A 23825-nucleotide genomic window follows, 5' to 3' on the forward strand; every position below is an offset into this window, starting at 1 on the left:
GACAAATTCGCTTTCGAGAAAGGACAAATTTGTCATGGCTATTTTATCCCACTCTTTGACCAATCTGTCTTAGACTGATATAGGTAGACTAACAAAAAAGTATCAGCCAACTTTAATTTGTTCCTGCACAACCATCAAATGATATGAGAAAAAGGCAAGAGTGCTTATTACAGTAATACAAAGGCAAGGCAAATTCATCAAATCACAGAGGCAAATCGGGCAAAACCAAAGCAACAAGTACATTAAATACAGATTTATCGTATATTTGTTGCAAAGACAACCCTAAAACAGGAACAATCATGCGAAGCTACAAACTTCTTCTATTCTTGCTATGCAGACTGCTATTCTGTACTGATAGCATGGCACAACCTTATACCTTGCGACATTTGGGTGTAGAAGACGGATTGTCGAACAATTATGTCCGCGACATTGCACAAGATAAACAAGGCTGCATCTGGGTGGCAACAGAACTTGGACTGAACCGGTTTGACGGATGCAACTTCACCACCTATAAAAGTAATAACTCACAATTAATCAATGATGCACTAAACGTACTACTATATGACGAAACAGAAAATGTAGTATGGATAGGTGGAAAATTCGACGGTATAAGTGCATTGGACTGTTCCACTTACCAGTTCTACTCTTATACATCCCAAGACGAGATTAGGGCAGATAATATCGTGCACCTGTCGCATGCCTCCGATGGAGGGCTTTGGTTGACTCCACATTACGGGAACATTGTTCATTACGATAAACATAGCCGTACATTCACATCGCTCGCAGATATGGGCATAGAGAACCTGAATAAATCCAACTGGTGCTGTTTCGACGATGGAGAAGGGCACCTTTATATCGGACACGCCCAAAGCGGAATGAGTATTATCAACCTGAAAAACAAAACAGTACGTAAGCTCAGTCATGCAAACAATAATCCGCAAAGTTTGCCCGGAAACAGTATTTATTCCATTTATAAAGATCATTTGCAAAATATTTGGGTAGGCACCAACAGGGGGGTGGGCTTATTTAATCCGAAAACAGAAGAATTTACCGTATTCAGGCATGAATCCGATAACCCTCATTCTCTGATTGCCGACCATATTTATGATATTAAAGAAATGAATGACGGCACATTATGGATTGCCAGCGATATTGGGGGGATCAGTATACTCGATTTACATAGTATAACTTTTAAGAGTCCTGAAAAGGTACAGTTCTACAATATCACCGCCGACAATAGCAAGCACGGAGTTACATCAGGAAATATACGCACCTTGTTACAGGATTCTTTCGGAAATATCTGGATAGGCAATTACAGTAGCGGTATAGATTTTATCAGCCACAGCCAACCGGAATTCCACATATTGCCCTATATGACTGAAAAAGGGAATATCACTAAACACAAGCCTGTATGGGGACTTTGCAAAGATGAGAACGATCAAATCTGGTTGGGCGGTGAAAATGAAATAACATTATTCAAGGACAACAAAATCCTGAAAAGTATAGATATTACCAAACAACTTTCAAGACCATACGGACAAGTGTTTTCCATCATCAGCGACCAACAAGGCGCATTATTACTTGGAATATACGATGACGGTCTTCTAAAGTTCAATACCCGTAACAAACATATCGAACGTATTCCATTGGATATGGCTGATGTAGATATCATCACCTTTTTCAAGGAAAATGATGAAAAAATATGGATAGGTGCCGAATATGGAATATACAGCTACAGCAACGGTACTCTCCGCAAAGAAGACGAAATCAACCGGTTATTGCCAGACCGATCAGTATATGGCATTCTCCGCGACAAGCAAGGTAAGTTGTGGATAGGTACTTATGGCGGAGGAATAGCTGTCCTTGACAAAGAAAACAAGCTGGTAGCCAAACTGAACAAAGGCACTCGCTTCTGCTCTAATGCCATCAATAGTCTTTACATGGATTCTCAGGGGGGCGTATGGGCTGCCACACGCAACGGAATAGGATACATTAAAGATACAGCCCGTCCGGAAGAGTTTGAAGCATACGGTTATGAGCAAGGACTTGAAGACACCTTCGTACGTGCCATTCAAGAAGATGCATCCGGAAATATCTGGCTCAGTACCAACGATGGAATATCCTTTTGGAACAAGCAAAAGAAGAAATTCGACAGTTACGACTATCGTGACGGCATACCTATGGGAAACTTTATTGAAGGTTCAGCCTGCCGGGCAGAAGATGGCACACTCTATTTCGGTTCGCTAAACGGTGTCTGCTATTTCAATCCGGAGAATCTGATCGTAGAACGCCAAGTGGCTCCTGTACAGATTATCGAATGCAGAAGTCTGAACAACCAGATAGAAAGTCGTAATGAAGGAACTATCATTCCGACCTCTGAGGGAAGCATCAACCTGCCCTATAACCGGAATTCTTTCCGCATCTCATTCACCGTACCGGACTATTCGCAAAGCGGACAGGTGGAATATGCATATATGATTGACGGACTGGAAAATACATGGACCAATACTTTAGGAGAAAACATGATTACTTTCCGCAATATTTCCCCGGGAGAATATACATTCAAAGTAAAAGCAAGGTTAAGAAATCAGGAGTGGGACGATAGTCATATAGCCACATTACAAGTACACATCTATCCACCTCTATGGCTGACGTGGTATGCGAAAGTCTTGTATATTCTGCTGGTATTATTGTGTGTGTATATCTGGTTCCGTTTTTACAAACGTAAACTCATGCTGGAAAACTCCCTTGAACTGGAAAAAAAGAAAAGCCAAAACGAACAGGAACTTAACAACGAACGTCTGCGCTTCTACACCAACATCACACACGAACTGCGCACCCCATTAACGTTGATACTCGGTCCACTGGAAGATTTAGTCAATGACTCTAACGTACCTGCTTTTTATAGTAATAAAATCAAGATGATTCACAGCAGTGCTATCCGGTTATTGAACCTTATCAACCAAATACTGGAATTCCGCAAGACGGAAACACAAAACCGAAAACTAACAGTAACCAAAGGAGATTTAAGTAATCTGATTACAGAAATAGGTTTGCGTTACAAAGAGTTGAACCGAAATGATAGAGTAAAATTCCACATCCGTGTTCAGCCCTCAAAGACTAAACTCTATTTTGATACTGATATCATCTCTACCATACTGGATAATTTGTTATCAAATGCCATAAAATACACTCCGGAGGGAGAAATCAACCTGATTATGCATCCAATAAATCAGGAAGGCAAACAATATACAGAAATAGTAGTCAGCGATACCGGATACGGTATAGATGCTGACGCACTACCGCATATCTTCGACCGTTATTATCAGGCGAAAGGGAAACATCAGGCGTCAGGCACAGGCATCGGCCTTGCATTAGTCAAATCACTGGCCGACCTGCACGAAGGCAGTCTGCATGTAGAAAGTGAAACGGGTAAAGGAACGACTTTCACTTTCCGGATTCTCACCGAAAATACTTATCCCGATGCCTTGCATAAAGAAGAAAAAACGGAAAGTATTCCAGAAAAAACGGAAAGCTTAAAAGAGGAAGAAAATGATACTTGTCCGGTAATACTGGTCGTAGAAGATAATGATGATATTCGCGAATACATCGCTACTTCTTTCAGCAACAACTACCACATTCTAACTGCAACTAACGGAAAAGAAGGAATAGAACAAGCACTGAAATATATCCCTGATATCATTATCAGCGACATCATGATGCCTGTGATGGACGGTATTGAATTATGCAAACTGATAAAAGAAGATGTACGCACCAGCCATATACCTGTCATCCTGTTAACAGCCAAAGATTCCATTCAAGATAAAGAAGAGGGTTATGAAAGCGGTGCCGACTCATATCTTACGAAACCATTCAGCGCCAAGTTATTACATAGTCGCGTTCACAATCTGTTGGAATCACGGAAGAAGTTAGCCCTGCTGATAACCAACCGCACCAAAGAGCTAAAACCTGAACAATCTCAGGAATCAATGAAACTAAGTAGGCTGGATGAAGAATTCCTGAACAGGTTTACTGCAATAGTAGAAGAAAATATCGACACACCTCAATTGGACATGCCTTTCATGATAGGCAAGATGAACATGAGCCACTCCACCCTTTACCGGAAGATAAAGGGGCTAACAGGCATATCAGGCAATGAGTTCATCCGGAAAATAAGACTGAAAAACAGTCTCCGCTTATTGATGGAAGAAGGACTAAACATTTCCGAAGCTGCTTACGCAAGCGGTTTCAATGACTTGGGGTATTTCCGGGCTTGCTTTAAGGAGGAATATGGAATGGCACCGTCGGAGTACATAAAACAGAAGCAATAAAAAGATGAAGCGGACATCCCTTCTACCTGAAGGGACATCCGCCTCTTATAACAACTACCTACTGAAAACTGTAACTAAAAAAACTACCCTTTGTTTATTAATACCAATCTTATGTTAATCTATAACCTATTGTCGATGTTGCAAAGATAGAGTGAAATTTTCATTCAGTAGTAGCACAATTGTTTCATAAAAGGTGATAAATCAGTCAATTTTCAGTTTATCCCCCGATAAATCGACTTTAAACAGGTGCGGAATACGAATATATCGCCCGTTCACATCTTTATGACTATGAACCGACATCATCCACTCACCATCCAAAGTACGGAACAACATTCCATGTCCGAAGTTAGGCGGAGTGACCGGTTCTTTCTCTTGTATCCAAGGGCCATCCAAGGTTCCACTCTCGGAATAGGCAACGCCTTGTGTATAGTCCTGGAATACCCAGCTTGTCCATATCATACCTAACCGGCCCGTACCTGTGCGGAAAAGCCATGGTCCGTCGGTTACACGGTTGGGCAATACTTTGTCCCCCATCTTCTCACGGCTCCAGGGAGATTCACTGGCACGGAAAAGAATCTTTCCTTTGCCGATGGAACCGCTTAAATCGGGCTTTAATTCAATCTTTTCCATCGTACCGTTCCAGTTTTGCAGCCATTCGTGGCAATAGATCATATAAGGTTTGCCGTCACTATCCACCCAGAATGTCCCATCAAGGGTAGGCATATTCTCGGGTAGGTAAGTGGGGTCTTTCATAGGTTTATAAGGGCCATCCGGTTTATCACTGACCAGGATGTGGCTGGCACGACGGGGGATGACGTTTCCTTTTACGGTATCAATCTTGATGGCGTTGTTCGTAAAAGTGGCGAAATAGTAATATTTTCCGTTGTATTCGTGCAGCTCAGCTGCCCAGATTTCGGGTTTAGGGCCCATCCAGGAGTCAGGATCAGTTTCTGCTACACGATAAGGGCCTTCCCAACGGGCAAGGTCTTTGCTTTTCCAAAGGAGGCCGCCGGTACCGGTCATGTAATAAGTGGAGGTTTTCTTATCGGCCAGTATGCAGGGGTCACTCAAGTGGATGGAATCAAGAGGGATGTTGGTACGGAAGCGGTTTGGGACCTTCTGCTGGGCAGATGTAAGGACAGAACACAAGGTAAATATAAACACCAATAATTCTTTTCTCATATTAGTTCTTTTAATATAATGAGGATAGATACGCGGACGACGCGGATAAGGCGGACAAACGCGGAATAATCATAAATCCGCGTTTGTCCGCTTCATCCGCGTCGTCCGCGTATCTATAACTTATTCAATTTCTATACCGTGTTGTACCGGAGTAAGAATGAACGTAAATTCATAGTCACCATAAGGCAACTGATACTGTGGTAACGGCCATGCACCCCAACTGTTCACACATCCTAAGCCCATCTGAGCCTTGTCGATGCAGAGATTTGTCAGGTTAGCCTCTTTCACTTCGGGAGAGTGGCTCTGACCTTTGTCCCAACCATCATCCAGAGACTCGATAGTATAGTGCAGGGCTGATGCGGAGAACGGAGCGTCAGCTACAATCTGCAAACCGCGTCCGGCATCGTTCAGTTGCTTCCACCAGCGGATATCGGTCTTCGTACCTGTTTCCTGCGGACGGATATAAGAATAGAATTGTTCATCTACACTCTGGCGATACAATCCCAGATCTGTACAATGATTACGGTCACTGTAGTTCTCTACCGGGCCACGGCCATAGTATTCTACAGTTTCAAAAGTCTTGGGCATCTGCATCTGCATACCGAAACGGAACATATGAGATACTTTAGCCTGCGGATCGGCAGTCATCTTCTGAGTCACCTTTACAGCACCCTTGTTGTTGATTACATAAGTAAGATCCAGTTTGGCAGAAACATTCTTCATTTCGTATTCTGCACGTACCACTGTCTGATTGTCTACTGTCTCCCATTTGAAGGAAGTCAGCTTCAGACCCGGGTTCTTCCAGGCAGCGAATTTCTGTTGCAAACCTGCACCGAAATCATTGTCCGTAGGTGCACGCCAGAAGTTAGGTGCCAGTTCGGCATCTTCGTTCATCAATTCCGTGCCTGCTACGTTGTAGCGATTCAGGTAACCGGTATGTTTGTTGAATTCCAGACGGAAGTTATCACCGTTGATGATCAGATAACGCCAGTCGTTTTCCTGGATTTGAGGAGCAACGGTAGGAGTATTCACAACTTCCACATTCTTCAGGTCCATGGCAGGAGCCTTGTAGGGGTTCAATACAAGCTGGTCTTTGGCTACGGCATATCCGGCGGGAAGCAGACCTTCGCGGTTCTTCAGGCGATAAGTTACATTCAACAACCATTCTTTGCATTCGCAGGTTTTGCCGATGTTCAATTTCACTTTGGCAGTCTGCTGCGGAGCTACGTTGAGGTCTTCTACACGACCGGTACGAATTACTTTACCGTTAGCAAGCAATTGCCAATCCAGATAGTAAGCGGAAAGGTCACGGAAGAAGTTTTCGTTGTACACGTTCACTTCGCCGTTCTTCAGGTCAGCGGGAGTTGTCCAGATGTTCTGATAATAGTAACCCACTTCGTACATGTGCGGATTGGGAACACGGTCGGGACTGATCAGACCATTATCGCAGAAGTTCTTGTCGGAACCGTCGTAACGGTTGAAGTCACCGCCATAAGCGTAGATAGTTACACCGTCTTTGCCTTTCCAACGAACGGACTGGTCTACGAAGTCCCAGATGAAACCGCCTTGCAGGTTAGGGTATTTACGGATCAGATCCCAATATTCTTTGAAACCGCCCTGTGAGTTACCCATAGCGTGGGCATATTCACACTGGATAAGAGGCTTCTTGGCATCTGTACGCTGGCCATATCTTTCCATGTGCTTGTAATCGGCATACATGGGGCAGTCGATGTCGGTAAATTCGTTTCCGTGCGCCTGTTCGTATTGTACGGCACGACTGGAATCTTCATTCTTGATCCAACGGTAGCAAGCTTCAAAGTTAGGTCCGAAACCGGCTTCGTTACCCAATGACCAGAAAATAATGCTGGGATGATTGAAGCCGCGTTGTACGTTGCGCTGGTTACGTTCCATGTGAGCTTTGGCATAGTCGGTGCGTTTAGCCAGTGTCTTTTCACGATAACCCATACCGTGTGATTCGACATTAGCCTCAGCCACTACATACAAACCGTATTGGTCGCAAAGGTCGTACCACAGATTGTCATCAGGATAGTGACAGGTACGCACAGCGTTGATATTAAATTTCTTCATGACCTGGATATCCTGGATCATGCGTTCGGGAGATACGACATAACCACCATCCGGATCAATTTCATGACGGTCGGCACCTTTGAAGAGAACGGCCTGACCGTTTACTAATATCTGGTCACCTTTCAATTCAATCTTGCGGAAGCCTACCTTTACGGGGATTACTTCGTTGCTGCCTTGCAAAGTGGCACGCAGTGTATAGAGGTAAGGAGTTTCGGCTGTCCATTTATGCGGATTTTCCACATTCATCAGAATGGTACCGCTACCTTTGGCTGTTTCCGTAGCTACTGCCTTGCCGGTAGCATCCAGTAATTCCATATTTACGTTACCGCTGCCTTTCAGGTCGAGCGTCACACGCAGAGAACCATTTTTGTATGCCTCGTCCAGATCGGGAGTAATACGGATGTCCTGGATACGTTTCTTGTTGCGGGCATAGAGGTAGCAATCACGTCCCACACCACTGTAACGGAAGAAGTCCTGGTCTTCCAGGTAGGTTCCATCACACCAGCGAAATACCTGGAAAGCGATAAGATTCGTTTGTCCGGGTTTCAAATAAGGAGTCAGGTCGAATTCGGCTTCGAGCTTGCTGTCTTCGCTATAACCTACATAACGGCCATTTACCCAGAGATACATGTTGGAGGTTACAGAACCGAAATGAGCGATAATGTCTTTCCCTTTCCAGTCAGCGGGAACAATGATCTCACGACGGTAAGAACCTACATGATTGTTCTCTGTAGGAACTTCAGGAGGGTTGTTCTGGAACTGATTACGCCAGGCATAGCCAGTGTTTACATAAATAGGATCGCCATAACCATTCAATTCCCACACAGCCGGAACTTGCAGATTATTCCAGCCTTTGTCATTGAAACCTACTTTCCAGAAGTCGGTAGGACGCTGGTCGGCATTGCGTACCCAAGAGAATTTCCAGGTACCGTTCAAAGTCATGTAATTAGTAGATTGGGCTTTCTTGCCTTGCATGGCGGCATCTGCCGATTCATAGGCAAAGTAATTAGTGTGCATGGGAGCACGGTTCACGGCATTGATCTCCGGATCAAGCCACTCTTTAAAGGACTGTGCATTTGCAGTCAGAGCCAGGGCTGCAAAGAGTCCGGTAATAAGATGTTTCTTCATGGATATAAAATTAGTATGTTTGTAGCGGTACGAAGAATATTTTCTGCATACCGCTACAAAGATAGGGTGAATGAACTTTTTTTAGGGGGAATAATAGTTCAAAAAAGGGGGAATAGAGTTCAAAGAGCTTGTAACTATTCCATCCGGTACACTCCGAACGAACGTGGTTCAAGTTTCAGTTTCAGAGATTGCCCTTCTACCTGTACCGGACGTACACGGGGAACAATCGCTTCCTGATCCAGCGTATTTACTGTGCGCCAATTGTCATTCTGTAAGTAAGTGCAGGAACCGGCAACCAACTGACGTTTCTTCAAACCATTGAAATCGATCTGAACATCGGCAGGCTTACTGCTTGCATTCACCAGTTTCAGGATGATTTCTCCGGTAGGTGCATTCAGTGCAGCTGTTGCATAGAGGCTGTCCTGCCCCGCTACTGCTTTGCCATCCATCTTCAGGCTGAGTACATCGGTACCGGCATTCATGCCGTACATCTGCTGAACGTAATAGTTCGGTGTGCGCATCATGCGCAGGTTATCGAACCAGATCAGGTCGGGATTCCACTGCCAAGCGTCTACGTGAGCAAACAACGGCGCATAAGTAGCCAGATGAACAACATCCGCATTCCGTTCCAGTCCCGTCATAAAGGCAGCTTCGGAAAGGGCGGCGAGGAAGTTGTTATCCTTCTTCGTGGAATGATCGTGTGAAGCATATTCTCCGGCGAAAACCTTCGGACCTTTGCGGTCGTAATTGTCATAGCGTGACGCATTGCCAAAGAACCAATCAGGATTCATGTAGTAGTGTTCGTCCACCAGGTCTACACCGATACGCTTCATTTCGGGCCAGAGATAATCGAATTTATCACCGCTGGCACTCGGGCCGGAGCTACCTACAACCTTCACATCAGGGTATTTCGCACGGATAGCTTTTGTGAAAGCTTCCAAACGTTCTACATAAACCTTGTCCCACTGTTCATTACCGATACCGATCATCTTCAGATTGAAGGGTTCGGGATGTCCCATATCGGCACGCACCTTTCCCCACTTGGAAGTAACAGGGCCGTTGGCAAATTCAATCAGGTCGAGTGCATCCTGTATGTACGGATCGAGTTCATCCATCGGAACTACTTCGTTGCTTTCGTACTGGCAGGAGAGCCCGCAGCTGATTACCGGAAGAGGTTCTGCACCGAGGTCTTCGCTCAACAGGAAGTATTCGAAGTAACCAAGTCCCAAAGTCTGGAAATAGTCAGGGAAGGCTTTATGTTTGAAGGTGTAGTTCCAGCGGTTTTCATTCAGAGGGCGGTTTTCAACAGGACCTACGGAATTCTTCCACTGGTAACGGGTTTCAAGACTGTTACCCTCGATGATACAACCACCGGGGAAACGGAATACGCCCGGGTTAAGGTCATAAAGGGCTTGTGCGAGGTCGGCACGCAGACCATTCTCACGTCCTTTCCAAGTATTCACAGGAAACAAGGAGATATGATCCATATCTACCGTACCCTGTGTTTCGAGGACGATACGCAGGCGGGCATGAGCGTCTGTGAAAGGAGATTTCAGCACCGCCGTCAGCTTTTGCCAGTTATTGCCGCTGACTTCGATTTCTTTCTTCAACAGATTCTGTGCATTGGAGTTGACGAGCTCGATGGAGAGCTTCATCGGCTTCGCATCCGGCGTGCGGGCATAAACGGAGAAACGGTATTCTTCGCCTTGCTTCACACCGATGCCGCGGTAACCTTCATTATCCAGTCCGGCACGCAGTAGGCGGCCGTCGTTCACTACGCGTACATAGTGAGGATTGCGGTCAAAACAAGGGTCTGCATCCTGAACGGTTACATTACCGAAAGGCACCCAACCCACGAAAGGTTGTGGGAATTCAAAAGAACGGTTCTTTACCAGTTCGGCATACAGACCTCCATCGGCACCAAAGTTGATATCTTCGAAAAAGATGCCATACATTTCAGGTTGTATCTTTGCCGTCGGTTTGGAAACGTCGACGGTCATCACATGCTGCTGCGCCTGCACACCCAGTGCAAGGGACAGGACTAAAAGGGTGGTTAGTTTTCTCATGGTTGATATGATTAATAAGAATATTTTTAATTATCATTTACCAACGACTTGATGAATACGTATCACTGTAAACGAATAAGCCGGCATTGAGTAAGAAAAGTCATTTCCTTCTACCTTGAAATCAGAAGAAGCGGGTTTAGCTCCTCTGTCTTTCGGATCACCTGTCAATATCGTTTTTGTAGCCGAAGGATTTACCAAAGTAACTCCGTCCAACTTCACCTGGGAAGAAACTTCCACCGGAAGCATATTCACTAACTTCACGATATAATCTCCGGTATTAGCGTCTTTCACAACTGATACTCCGACACGTTTCTTCACGGCATCCCAACCATTATTCAGTTTTACCGTAGAAGACAGGTATTCGGTACCGGCGTTCTGACCATACATTTGTTGGGTATAGTAGCCTACTGTGGGTCTTACTTCCGTATTATTGAAATAGATCAAGTCCGGATTCCATTGTGTATGACCATCTTTAGCCAACAACGGAGCATAGGAAGTCATTTCTACCACGTCACCGTTACGTTCTACGGCAGTTAGATAGAGAGCTTCGGCAAGCGCAGTTTCTACATTATTGGGGCGTCCCGGCAGGTGGGCGGCGTATTCGCCTAAATAGACTTTCGCTTTGCTACGGTCGTAATGATCGTAATATTCCTGATTGTGAATCATCCAACCCGGTTCTACGTAATAGTGCTCGTCTACCATCGGTACACCCAGTTCGGTAGCAAGATCCCAACCTACTTCATAATCCGTACCTTCGTAGAACGGACCGGTAGTACCAATCACGGTAACTTCAGGATGTTTTGCTTTCACTGCATCAAATATCATCTTAAAGCGTTCCACGAAGACAGGTGTAATCATGTCCTCATTACCGATACCGATGAACTTCAGATTGAACGGTTTCGGATGTCCGGCTTCCGCACGCTTCTTACCCCACACGGTTTTGCGGGCATCTCCGTTGGCATATTCTATCAGGTCGAGAACATCTTGGATGTACTGATCCATTTCTTCCATCGGAACGCCACCCTGCTGTCCCATGCAAGTCAGTTCATCCTTGGAATGGTGGGCGCAGGTACCAGAGTTCTGACAAGGTACACCGGCTGCAAGCACAGGTACGGGTTCCGCACCCATATCTTCACAGAACAAGAAGTATTCGTGGTATCCCAGACCGCGTGTCTGATGGTATCCCCAAAGATTGCGGAGCGGCTTGCGGGCTTCCAACGGACCGATAGAACCTTTCCAATCATAAATATTATCTATTCCATCGCCATGAGCCACACAACCACCGGGGAAACGTACGAAACGGGGATGCAAATCGGCAAGCGTTTGTGCCAGATCAGCGCGGAGTCCGTTCTTACGACCTTTGAAGGTCTTTTGCGGAAAGAGGGAAATCATATCCAGCGCATACTTGCTGACAGCCTGGGGAACAATGGACAGAGATGCCGCCGCCGCATCGCTTGTGGCTGTCAAGACTGCTTTCTGTTGTTTCCAATCTTTAGATGTTACATTTACGGCAGTTTGTGCTATAATTGTTCCATCTTTATCAACCAAGTTCACAAGTACCTTGCCTCCTTTCCCCTCAAGCACTTTACCAAAGAGTGAGAAATCATATTTCTCACCTTTCTTCAGGGCTATGCCATCGAAACCGGCATTCACCAATGCTGTTTGTTCAGCTGCATTCACATCGAAAACAGCATAATGGGAGTTATTAGGATGAATAGGATTTTCCGTTGCAATGCTCAATGTAGCATCACTGCCCTGAACACTCCAGGAGTGAGTACTATTCCAGTTCTGATCGTTACCACGGTCGGTCGGGGTATACTCAAAGTCACGGTTCTGAACCAGTTCGGCATACAAGCCACCGTCTGCTCCATAGTTGATATCCTCAAAGAAAATACCAATCAGATGCTTGCTGATTTCTTTCGCCTGACCTGCATTCACCTGAATAGTAGCCTCTACAGGCTTGAGGTTGGCAAAACGTACAGGGTCTTGCTCGGTACGCTCGGCATTCAGTGACTGGCGGTATTTCTTATGTTCGGCATAGCGGATGATCTGCTGCACGGTAGTATAGGGAACTTCCTGTACCCAGCCTTCTTCTTCGGAACCATTCACCAATACCTTCTTCTGAGTGGTGGGATACACATCTTTGGGTTCATACTTGCTACGTTCTTCGGGAGAGAAATAACTCTGTGCTTCCCACTTCTGCAAGTCGGGAGAGGTTACATAGGCAAGTGCCTTACCGGTATTCGTAGCTTCCCAGATGCAATGCCATTTGCCATCAGCACGGGTTTGCATCAAATGGGGCTTGAACATAGTCTTTGCCCGTCCCCACGGACCGAAGTCGGAATTCACATAGGCAAATCCATCAGCCACGCTAAACCACTTCTCTCCGTCGGGACTCCAGGCAAACTTCAGGCCGCTGCGTCCGTCACGGTTCGAATAGGAAAAGAGGTACACCTGATTCGGTTCATTCGTCACGCCCTCCACCTTTGCCTGCACAGGGAAGACAAAGGACAGAAGTAAACATACACTTAAAAATCTAATCAATCTGTTCATGGTATTATTTATCGGGTTATTTGTTTTCAATACATTTGTATCGACCTATTTCCAGTACTTTCTCAGCTTCTCAGCCTCTTTCTTAGTGATGTGGATTACTGCTCCATGTTTCGGTGAAGAGAAGTTAGTCGCCTTCATCACACCTTCATTGAAGTGTCCCAGATCTTTGAAGTTCACAAAGTCAGTGGTTTCACTGAAACCGAAATTATGAGGATTGATACCATAGATGTCATACATTACCACCCATTTGTCTTCGCCGATGCGCTTCCACATGTTAGGAGCTTCGCAGGCTTTCGGTTCCGGATCTACCCATTCCGGCAGGTAAGCATATCCACGGTTGATATACTTCGATACAGCTTGTTTGATGCCCGGTGTTCCGTCGTGAGCAACGTAAAACATGTGATATTTATCACCTACTTTCGTGATGTCGGCATCAATAGCTGATTTGGTAGCATCGGGATATTGGAACAATAGCCGGGGTTCTGTTTCCAGACCGTCAAAATCTTCGTTTACATAAGCATAGTACAGCATATTCCGTGCATTGCCCATGCGCATGGTGAAGTAGATCATTATTCTGCCTGCATGTTCATCGTAGACCAGTTCAGGTGCCCAGGCACAACCGATCTCATCATATCCGGGGAAAGTCTTGTCAATACGGACCACATGGTGTGTCCAGTTTACAAGGTCTTTTGATTTCATCAGGACAAAACCACGGTTGTTACCCCAGCCGTATTTGGCTCCGTCACGCTCCCACTCGGTGTTGCGCAGACCTTTCTGCTGGGCAAAGATGTGCAGGTCGGTCATGGCAATGTAGAAAGTACCGTCCGGTGCACGATAGATATGCGGGTCACGGATACCTTTCTGTTCGGCAATCGTATCACCGGCGATAATGGGCTGACCGTTATTTACATCCGTAAATGTATATCCGTCATCGCTGACTGCGAAATATAAACTATGTGTATCGTCTTTGAAATAGGTAAACAGATAGGCTCCCATTTCCTTTTCATTCGTTTTCCAGTCCTGAACCAGTACGGCGCCACCTTGCGGTTGGAGGGTCAGTTGGAGTTTGCCGTCAGCTTTCAGTTTCAGAGTTTGCAACTGGGGTTGCAGTTCTTTATCATCATTATAGAATGAGAGAGTCTCTCCTGCAAGCATAGGTAATTCGAGTTTCAACTTCAGTACTTCTTTTGTACCGTTAACGGCAGCTACATACCATTGTTTGCCGTGACGACGTGCAACAACTGCATATTTTCCGGGATAACCATCAATAAAACGTGTTTCATCCCACGTAGTAGGCACCTGTTTCATAAAGTCCAGGCAAACTTGCGGGGCATCCGTCAGGTTGTTGGGTGCCAAAGCATAATTCTGAATAGGATTCTGGAACAACACAGCTGTTGACAACTGGAATACATCCGTCGTGCGACGGGTAGTTCCACCATTGTTCCCCCGGTTCAAACGCTTGTTCAGGAAAGTACCGCCAAATTCCATGCTGCCCACCGCATTACGGATAAAAGGATGCAGGCAGGCATTGAAAGCTTCTTCATCACAGAAATGTTGGTTGAAAATCAGATTCTCGGAAGCCAGTACCGCTTCGCTGCCTACATAGTTGGGATACATCCGCTCCCATCCGCGAGGCACTGTACAGCCGTGGAAGATTACCATCAGACCGTGATCGTCAGCATCACTCAGAATACCTTCATACAAACGCATGGTTTCCTGTTTGTCTCCACCGAAGAAATCGACTTTGATACCTTTCACACCCTGTTCCTGAAGCCATTTCATTTCACGCTTGCGGATAATCGGATCATCCATCATATTGACAGGCCCTTGCTCGATATCATTCCAGTAGCCGCTTGAACTGTACCACAGGAATACATCCACACCCTTACCTTGTGCATAGTCAATGAGGGATTCCATACGCTTATGGCCGATTTTCGTATCCCACCAGTTGTCAATCAACACATATTCATAACCCATTGCAGCAGCCAGATCAACATAACGCACCTGGTCATCATAGTTGATACTGCCGTCCTGCCAGAGTATCCAGCTCCAGGTTCCACGTCCCATCTGATAATCATGTTCCGTCTCATACAACGGTTCCACTACATCCCAGATAACAGTGGTTTCTACAATAGGCTTCAATGTCTCACCTACCGTAATCGTACGCCAAGGGGTAGAACCCGGTAAAGCGAAAGCGGGGGCAACTGTTCCGTTACCATTATTCTCTTCAGCCATCGGGAAAGCTACCGTATACAGATTTCCTTCTGTTACATCGCTCAGGCGCGAACCGCAATAGCGGCTGTCTACTCCTGTCTCGCTGACAAGTACCCAGCCATTATCTCCTACGCGGAACAGGCAGGGGAAAGTATATCCATGTCCGTATTGTGAACGGACATCCATCGGGGCATCCGCCTTATATTCTTCTTCATAACTCGGTTTTGTCCGCTTCCAGCCTATCATGGCGTCACTTTGCGGACATATGAAGGTAGTAGTCTGTTTAGGAAAACGGAAGCCGGTCGCTTCGCTGTTCACAACAAGGCTTCCCCGCTCGCCCTGGCGGGGCAACGTATAGCGGAAAGCAACATCATTATTGCTCACACGGAATATTACGTCCATCTTCTGCCCTTTTGCATTGACAAAAGCACATACCAATTCATTGGCCTGATAGTGTATCTTAGAAGCTTTGATACGCGATTGCATGTAAACGGTATCAATTTTCCTTTCTTTATACCCAGTCAGTTTCATTGCTTTCGCGAAGTCTCCCACATTGGTCTCCAGACCCAACGGAGATGATTCCAACATCTGTTTCCCGCTATAGGTGAGAGAATACGATGCTTCCTTCCCTTCCGGGCACGAAACTGTTAGTTGTAATTTACCGTCAGGCCCGCTGACGGTTACATTCTGTGCTGTCAGCGGCAAGACTACCGCCATACATAAAAAAACTAATCCCTTCAGTTTGTTTCTCATGATCAAATAATGTTTCTCTGGTATTTTAATAGTCATATAATTAAAGGGTTGGCACTACCGGCTTAATGGTTCCGTCCGCATTGAATTCCATGCGATCAATGCACACCTCGCGGTGCACGCCCGGACCATCTTTCAGGAAGTTCTTATTAATACGATGGTAAACGATATACCACTCATCCGTACCCGGAATTTGTAACACTGCATTATGTGCAGGACCGTAGATTTGTTTTTCCGGATTCTGAATCAGTACAATCGGATCTTTAGCCACCTCGATAGGTCCCAGCGGCGATTTAGATGTACCGTAAGCCACATGATAGTTGGGTGAACCGGTGTCATCTACCGACCACATAAAATAATAAAGTCCGTTACGGTAAAATACATAAGGAGCTTCGCGGAATGCATAATCCTGCAAGGTTCCTCCTTCGGGAGTCATTACCGTAAGTGTTTTCTTCTTGATGGAAATCATATCTTTATTCAGTTCGGCACCGGCCATGTAGCCATTACCCCAATACAGATAGGTTTTACCGGATACAGGGTCGGTGAAGACATCCACGTCTATCTGCTGTCCGTGTCCTACAGGGGAGTCTGTAATGATGGGTTGTCCCAGATCGGTAAACGGTCCGGTAGGTGAGTCGGCCATTGCTACGCCGATTTGCTTTCCTCCGCCTTTGGCAGGATTGCCGCTATAATAAAAGAAGTACTTGTATTCTCCCTTGATGAGTTTTTCCTCAATACACGGTGCCCAGGCATTTCCATTCGCCCAAGGTACCTGTTCGGATTTCAAATCCAGCATAACGCCTTCATAGTTCCAGTTCTTCAGATCGGTTGAAGAAAAAACAGTGAAGTACCATCCGCCCCAGCCGGGTTGTCCGTCGGTTGTGGAATAGATATAATATTTCTTTGTCTTGTTTGAGTATAAGATTTCAGGATCGGCATGAAATCCGGGCAATACAGGGTTGTTCGGTATTGCACCCAATTCGGCAGGCCTGCCCCATTTATCTGTGATACGGATCAATTCATCGCGCGTGATAGGAATAATCGTTCCGTGGCGGGGATGGAAATTCATCTTCACTTCACTGTCTATCACTTTGAAGTTCTTCAGGTCGGTAGTTTCCGTAAACTGATATTTGCCTTTCATGTATACATCATACATTAATATATACTTATCCTGGTTTATCAGTTTAAATGTGCCGGCGCCTTCTACAGCATCTTTTGTTTGCTGCTTGTAATCCGGTTCTTCTTTCCACTGGCCGGAAGTCAGCGAACGGGTGGTTGCCACTTTAATGCCGTTTCCATGTCCCTCTGTCTTATAGAACAGGTGGAAAACGCCGTCTTTATAGACAATATCCCCGTCGATACATGATTTCTTATTCTCCGGAATGAAGAGGGGCTTCGGTTCACCGATCAGATCTGTGAAGTCGTCATTGGCATATGCATAGTAGATGATATCGGCTCCACCGGCATACTGCATAGACCAGTACACCATATATTTTCCGGCTTCAGGATCAAAAACCGTCTGCGGTGCCCAAACACGCTTCAGCTTTTCCTGTCCTTTATAACGTTTCTGCATATTAATGATGGAATGCGTCCAGTTTACAAGGTCATTGGACTTCAGCAGCACCATTGCACGGTTCGAATCCCAACCATTGTCAGATACCATATCTGTCACCACCATATAAAAGGTATGCCCGTCCTGGCTTCTCAGGATATGCGGGTCGCGCACACCACCGGTCGAACTGATTACTTTCGAATCAAGAACGGGCTTGCCGTCATTCAGTGCCCAATATGTATATCCGTCCATACTTACGGCATAACATACGGCTTCTTCACTGATGTGGTTACCTGTAAAGTAGGTGAACAAATAAGCCACATAATCTTTTTCAACGATAGGATGTTGTTGCTGAGAGAATGAAGGCAATGTTATTGCCAACATCAAGCTAATTGCAATTGCAAATTGTTTCATAGTATTCCTCATAAAATTCACGTTAGTTATTGGGTGTCAAAAATACACATAAAATAAGAGATATACTACCACGAATCATGCAAAAAGGGAATAATTTTGTGTCATTTCATTAAAAAACAAAGTTTTACCCAGGTTATTAAACCAAAATGGAGCTTGCCAATGCCGACAAACTCCATTTTGTATCTTCTGGAAAAAATAGAATAATCAATTCAGGAATCGTACCATTTCGCAAGCCGCCAGTAAGAAAGCACCTACTCCAAAGTTAGCTGTTGAATTGGCATCTACCACTTGTCCCGGAATGGCCTTCTCGCCGATGGGTTGCACATAGCCGATGCGTCCATCCGGTTGCAAAGCAACAGTCGTCAGATACTTCCAGGCTTTTTCTATTACAGGCTGATAAGTAGCCTTATCCAAAAAGCCGTTATTCATTCCCCACAACAGACCATAAGTAAAGAAAGCAGTGCCACTGGTTTCCGGTCCGGGAGCATGCTCCGGATCAAGCAGACTCCGTGTCCAGTATCCTTCCGGTTGCTGACAGGCAGCCACAGCTTTTGCCATCGCACGGTAACGGTCTATATATTCCTGACGATATTTATCCGTTTCAGGCAAATCTTTCAGGACTTTAACCAAGGCAGCTAAAACCCATCCATCTCCACGAGCCCAGAAATCTTTCTTACCATTCACACTTTTATGTTTAGGATAGATATATTTTCCGTCACGATAATAAAGCGCATCTTCCGGATCGTACATCAGACTGTCGGCAAATGCCCAGTACTCATGCAGTTTCTCCAGGTAAAGCGGATTGCCGGTAATCTTATATAGTTTAGTCATCACAGGCATCACCATGTAAAGACCGTCAGCCCACCACCAATAATCATTCTTATCTGTACTCATCTGATATTCCATTACTTCGCGGGCACGAGCTATTTTTTGAGTATCCGGTTCTATATTATATAAATCGGCATACGTCTGAAAGCAAATCTGGTAATCACCAAAAAGCACATAGTCATCACTCTCGCCATAGCTGTATTTCCATTCGGCTTTATTATCCGACTTAGCACCCTTCCACTGATTATGTTCAGCCCAAGCCTTGGAGTAGTTCATGAAATCGGAGTCACCAGTCAGGAAGAATGCTTCCATATTACCACTATGATAAGCTGCATTGTCCCAGAAAGAGCGTCCGTGCTCTGGATTCTGGGTTTGCCAATAGTTGTTCACTTTATAAATAATATCCACAATCTCTTTGGCTTCATCCTTAGGGGAAGCACAAGCCGACATTCCGTTCAGACAAAAAGCCAGGACCAGAATGTTTCCGAAATACTTTTTCATACTAATATGCTTATTCATTTAATTAATCTATTTACCTTATTCATATTCATATCATTAGAGATGCTTCCCGTTTCCCCTAATAGAAACGCCCGTTCCCCCTAATAGAAACGTCAGTTTCCTCTAATGGGAACGCAAGTTTCCTCTAATGGGAACTATTGTTTCCCTATAGGGGAACTGTAATCTCCTCATATAGAAACGGAATTCGCCCTTCGTTGAGAATCAGAACATCCTACATGAACTCCGATTTAACTCACTGTCATCTCACTTCCAGCACATACACCGGCTGAGGAGCAAAGTCCACCATACGTTCTCCATCCCCTTGCTTGGTATGTTGCACAAAGAGATGAAGACGGCGTTTTTGCTTCCAAAGTTCCGTATCATGCGACGGTTCCCAGGCATCTACCGGAAAATCCGTCAAATCAGTAAAAGTCCATTCACCCGTCCCGACTGCTGACGCATGCGCTATTGACACCCGGCTTCCCCGTTCTTCGTCGCGGAAGATGTAGAAGATTTCACCACCATCTACCACGATACGCGGACGGGCAATGGGAATCATCTTGGTGCCGCCCCCTTTCAACGAAAAGGGCGTCCGGCGATCCGAAACCTGGCGGTTACGCCACATGGCACCGTCATGCCATACAATACGGTATTGGGGGATTTCACTGTCGGGATCACGCCAGTAAGTCGCGATATAAGGATTGCCGCCCGCATCGGCACTCATACTGGTCTGATTGATCAATTCAGAATTTTGCGGAATGCGGCAGGCATATTCCGCATTGTTATAGCGGATAGGCAACTCATACTTCTTGCCATTCGCCTTATACCATGTCACGCCATTGTCAAAGGAACGGGCATAACAAAGATCATGGTTCGTCTCCACATGCCACGTTTCACGCCACACCCAGGATAGGTGGATAGTGCCTTGCTCATCCACATAGAGTTGCCAGTAAGCATTCCTCTTATCTTCACCGTCAATCAGGACATCCTGCACCCGGCTCCATTTCTTCTCTTTCACGGAATAGCGGTTCATCACCAGATTGCCCCGGCCGGAAGAACCGGAACGGTAGACGAAAAGTAAATCGCCCCCTTTCAGCGGATAGAACTCCGGGTAAGTGACATTTCCTTCATCTACACCCGTCATAGGTTCCTTATCTCCGAGTTCCAGTGTATACGGAGCCGTGCTGCGGCAATAGTTCAACTTATGTCCGTGATGATCGAACGAGAGATGCAGATAACCATCCCCGTCCAGCATCATACTTATAATATTATGGGCGTCTTTTACGTTTCCTTTGTATTGTGTCCGGTTCAGCGTCCACCGGTCGGAATTCAGTTTCCGCTTACCCAGCACCAGATAACCATCCGCATCATAATAACAGATATATTGCTCATCCCCTTGTGTTACAAGGGAGTTGTTGCGGAATACAGTTGTGTTGACTGACGTTTGGCTATATCCCTGTCCCACTTCCACAAGCCGGGCCTGCTGTGCCCGGAGTGTGAAAGTCGTTGAGAGAATTAGAAAGAAAAGGAGAATGTATCTGTTCATGATATCCTTATTTAAGAGGAAAAATAGGCAGCTTACCGTTTTAGTCATGATAAGCGTGATCTTTCGGAAAATCTTCTCCGCCCCATGCTTTCTTTGATGTCCACGGTTGCGGTGCATCCGTCCAGAAAGGAGCGTCAGCGGGCAATCCTAACGGCAGGAAGGCAAGTGAGGCCAAATATAGGCTGCCATTATTGGTATACCAATCCGATATATTAGGTTGAGAACCGTTGAACCCCAATGTCAGATAGCCTTCCGCATTGAAGTTGTGATTATCACCGAACATACGCTGAATAACGGCGGTCATCGCCGCACGCACCTGTCCGGCAGGCAATTCCTTTGGCAACCAGCCACGCAATGACAGCAAGGCAAGCGGTTGCAGTACACCGGTACGGTAAGTAATCGAACGGCCAAAGACCGGGAAAGTACCTTCGGGAGAAACAAAACGTTCCAATATCATGCCGAAACGCTGCATACGCTTCAAGGCTTTCGGGAAGTTTCCACCTTTTACATTCCAGATATTCTGCTTTCCGCCATTTGTCATCACTTCAAGGCATTCCACATACATGGGATGAATCACAAAACTATTGTAATAATCGAAGGCGAAATCCTCTCCGTCACTGTACCAGCCATCTCCCACATACCATTCATCGACTTTACGCAAAGCTGAAGTGATACGGTAATAATCCGTCTGGGCACCCGCCTTTTTCAGGAAGCACTCAACAGTTGAAGAGAATAATAACCAATTCGTATAGGGGGGATCTACCCGACGCAGTTGCTGGAATTCAGCTATATAACGTTGTTTTGTCAAATCATCCAATGGAACCCACAAAGCGTCATATCCACGCAAAAAGCTTTCAGCTATATAAGCGGCATCCACCAGGGGTTGTCCCTCTTTCCGCCACAACAGATAATCTTTACTTTCCGGATCTACGGATTGAGCATAGCTCTTTAATGCCCATTCACGCAATTGTTTGCGTTGTTTTCCTTCCGCCGTATCATCATCGGGCAGTGACAGCCACGGAGCCAGTCCGGCCATCAACCGTCCGAAGCATTCCATATAAGTCACCCGTTTATCACGACCGTCCCATGTAGGGCTCAACTCTACCAGCATATTTTCCTGCAACTTGCCTTCGCTCATATTGCTGAGTACAGGCGCTGCCATCTGGTACAGAATTCCTGTCCAAAGTTCACGATCAGACTTTACTTTTTCCGTTTTCTTTTTTGCCGAAACATTGATGGGAACCAGCAAGGCTACAATCAATAGTAGCCACAAATATTTCCACGTTTTCATGATATTCAATTATAAGTTGTTTTTCATCGCTGCAAATATATCTGTTTTCAGACAAACCGAACTACTAAAATTATTTCAAAAAGGGTGCATAATCGACCATTCTATAGATAAATGGCAGATTTTCACTCCACACTCACCACTTATCAACCCACTCTATAAATGGAATTCCTTTTTCATTAAAACGAACAGGCAACCAAATATACCTCGAATCCGACAGGCTTTTCGGACGCCACGCATCTGCCATAAACATGTATCCACCATCCTTTAGTGGCAGTATGTAGGTACTTTGTCCTCCAAAAGTAATTTTCGCATCTTTACCTACACAAGGATTGGGTAATTGCGACCATTCCCCCAGAATTGAAGAAGCAGTCATCAGGCGGGCTTCGTTCGGTTCCCATCCTGTGCATCCGGAAGCTATCATCCAATAAGTTCCATCCTTCTTAAATATAGCCGGCGCTTCATTATGTCCGCCGGGAAATATACGAATGTACTTTCCGGTATGGCTCAGATAATCATCAGACAATTCTGCTATGTGGAGCGTCAGGTTCTCTTCTGAGGAATAAATATGGTAGGCTGTGCCGTCATCGTCCACAAACAAGGTCATATCGCGGGACATCTGCCCGTCACCTTCCAGGTCACGTTTCACAAACATTCCCTTATTGACAGCCTCACGCCACTCCGGAGTCCACCATTCATAATCTTTCGGATTCCAGGTAAGCTTCTGCTCCTCCCGTGTCATATTCAGCGGATAGACGCCTGGATTCACACGCCCCGAGCGAATAAACCGATAAGGTCCCGCCGGGGTATCGCTTACCGCAACTCCGGCACGGGAAGGGCCATATCCTCTTCCTTTAAGTTCCAAATGGAACCACATTACGTATTTTCCTGTTTTCTGATTATAAATAACTTTAGGACGTTCTATGATACATCCTTTCTCTATATCACTTCCTGTTTCGTCAGATACAGCCAAAGCTACACCTTCGTACTTCCAGTTACGCAAATCGGCTGACGAATAACATGTCACTCCCACCTGCGTCGTAAAACCGGAAGAAGGCCGGTGCTCTCCAAACCAGTAGTATTTTCCATTGTTGAAGAGGATACCGCCGCCATGGGCGTTAATAACATTACCGTCTGTATCTTTCCAGACTTCACCGGAAACTATATCTTTCGTACCAATCGAAGTGTTTTGCGCGAAAAGAATGGTTTGAAAGAAAAAAGAAAGGAATAAGAAACATCCTGTTATATTCAAATATTTACTCATATCTTCATATCTTTAAAAAGAAAAGAGGTTGTGTCAAAATCACTTTGTGTATTCCGAACGAATGACGATTCGCCTCTACAAGCACAGTACTTTTGACCCAACCTCTTTATTTAAGAACTAAAC

General features: G+C 45.5%; 11 protein-coding genes. 1 reads left to right on the forward strand and 10 read right to left on the reverse strand.

Annotated features, from left to right (window positions below; all coding sequences use genetic code 11):
• Window positions 1-299: 299 nt before the first annotated feature.
• Window positions 300-4331, forward strand: coding sequence for a two-component regulator propeller domain-containing protein (locus tag K6V21_RS00215; RefSeq protein ID WP_224320486.1), 4032 nt, complete (start codon window positions 300-302; stop codon window positions 4329-4331).
• A gap of 201 nt (window positions 4332-4532) precedes the next feature.
• Here the strand turns inward: K6V21_RS00215 and K6V21_RS00220 are convergent, their stop codons facing one another.
• The 10 genes from K6V21_RS00220 to K6V21_RS00265 form a co-directional block, all read right to left on the reverse strand.
• Window positions 4533-5513, reverse strand: coding sequence for a glycoside hydrolase family 43 protein (locus K6V21_RS00220; RefSeq protein WP_224320487.1), 981 nt, complete (start codon window positions 5511-5513; stop codon window positions 4533-4535).
• 120 nt (window positions 5514-5633) lie between these two features.
• A complete protein-coding gene (locus tag K6V21_RS00225; RefSeq protein ID WP_224320488.1) occupies window positions 5634-8729 on the reverse strand; it encodes a glycoside hydrolase family 2 TIM barrel-domain containing protein in 3096 nt (1031 codons plus the stop codon).
• A 134-nt stretch (window positions 8730-8863) separates the two neighbouring features.
• Window positions 8864-10795, reverse strand: coding sequence for an alpha-L-arabinofuranosidase C-terminal domain-containing protein (locus K6V21_RS00230; protein WP_224320489.1), 1932 nt, complete (start codon window positions 10793-10795; stop codon window positions 8864-8866).
• Window positions 10796-10828: 33 nt separating this feature from the next.
• A complete protein-coding gene (locus tag K6V21_RS00235) occupies window positions 10829-13348 on the reverse strand; it encodes an alpha-L-arabinofuranosidase C-terminal domain-containing protein (RefSeq protein WP_007218902.1) in 2520 nt (839 codons plus the stop codon).
• Between the two features lie 45 nt (window positions 13349-13393).
• Window positions 13394-16315: a glycoside hydrolase family 97 protein gene (locus tag K6V21_RS00240; protein WP_224320490.1), complete on the reverse strand. Its 2922-nt coding sequence runs from the start codon at window positions 16313-16315 to the stop codon at window positions 13394-13396.
• A 40-nt stretch (window positions 16316-16355) separates the two neighbouring features.
• Entirely contained in the window at window positions 16356-18248 is a 1893-nt protein-coding gene (locus K6V21_RS00245) for a family 43 glycosylhydrolase (RefSeq protein WP_224322105.1), read from the reverse strand.
• A gap of 234 nt (window positions 18249-18482) precedes the next feature.
• On the reverse strand, window positions 18483-19556 hold the full coding sequence (locus tag K6V21_RS00250; RefSeq protein ID WP_085959776.1) for a glycoside hydrolase family 88 protein: 1074 nt from the start codon (window positions 19554-19556) through the stop codon (window positions 18483-18485).
• Between the two features lie 307 nt (window positions 19557-19863).
• Complete coding sequence (locus K6V21_RS00255; protein ID WP_224320491.1) at window positions 19864-21150, reverse strand: BNR repeat-containing protein; 1287 nt, start codon at window positions 21148-21150, stop codon at window positions 19864-19866.
• Window positions 21151-21190: 40 nt separating this feature from the next.
• Window positions 21191-22441, reverse strand: coding sequence for a DUF2264 domain-containing protein (locus K6V21_RS00260; protein ID WP_224320492.1), 1251 nt, complete (start codon window positions 22439-22441; stop codon window positions 21191-21193).
• A 133-nt stretch (window positions 22442-22574) separates the two neighbouring features.
• Window positions 22575-23702: a glycoside hydrolase family 43 protein gene (locus K6V21_RS00265; RefSeq protein ID WP_224320493.1), complete on the reverse strand. Its 1128-nt coding sequence runs from the start codon at window positions 23700-23702 to the stop codon at window positions 22575-22577.
• Window positions 23703-23825 lie beyond the last annotated feature (123 nt).

The organism is Bacteroides cellulosilyticus (assembly GCF_020091405.1).
In the GTDB taxonomy this organism is placed as follows: domain Bacteria; phylum Bacteroidota; class Bacteroidia; order Bacteroidales; family Bacteroidaceae; genus Bacteroides.

Bases quoted from the DNA above. Each gene is read 5' to 3' on its own strand.
- K6V21_RS00215 (WP_224320486.1), top strand. From the start codon at position 300: ATGCGAAGCTACAAACTTCTTCTATTCTTGCTATGCAGACTGCTATTC.
- K6V21_RS00220 (WP_224320487.1), bottom strand. From the start codon at position 5,513: ATGAGAAAAGAATTATTGGTGTTTATATTTACCTTGTGTTCTGTCCTT.
- K6V21_RS00225 (WP_224320488.1), bottom strand. From the start codon at position 8,729: ATGAAGAAACATCTTATTACCGGACTCTTTGCAGCCCTGGCTCTGACT.
- K6V21_RS00230 (WP_224320489.1), bottom strand. From the start codon at position 10,795: ATGAGAAAACTAACCACCCTTTTAGTCCTGTCCCTTGCACTGGGTGTG.
- K6V21_RS00235 (WP_007218902.1), bottom strand. From the start codon at position 13,348: ATGAACAGATTGATTAGATTTTTAAGTGTATGTTTACTTCTGTCCTTT.
- K6V21_RS00240 (WP_224320490.1), bottom strand. From the start codon at position 16,315: ATGAGAAACAAACTGAAGGGATTAGTTTTTTTATGTATGGCGGTAGTC.
- K6V21_RS00245 (WP_224322105.1), bottom strand. From the start codon at position 18,248: ATGTTGGCAATAACATTGCCTTCATTCTCTCAGCAACAACATCCTATC.
- K6V21_RS00250 (WP_085959776.1), bottom strand. From the start codon at position 19,556: ATGTCGGCTTGTGCTTCCCCTAAGGATGAAGCCAAAGAGATTGTGGAT.
- K6V21_RS00255 (WP_224320491.1), bottom strand. From the start codon at position 21,150: ATGAACAGATACATTCTCCTTTTCTTTCTAATTCTCTCAACGACTTTC.
- K6V21_RS00260 (WP_224320492.1), bottom strand. From the start codon at position 22,441: ATGAAAACGTGGAAATATTTGTGGCTACTATTGATTGTAGCCTTGCTG.
- K6V21_RS00265 (WP_224320493.1), bottom strand. From the start codon at position 23,702: ATGAGTAAATATTTGAATATAACAGGATGTTTCTTATTCCTTTCTTTT.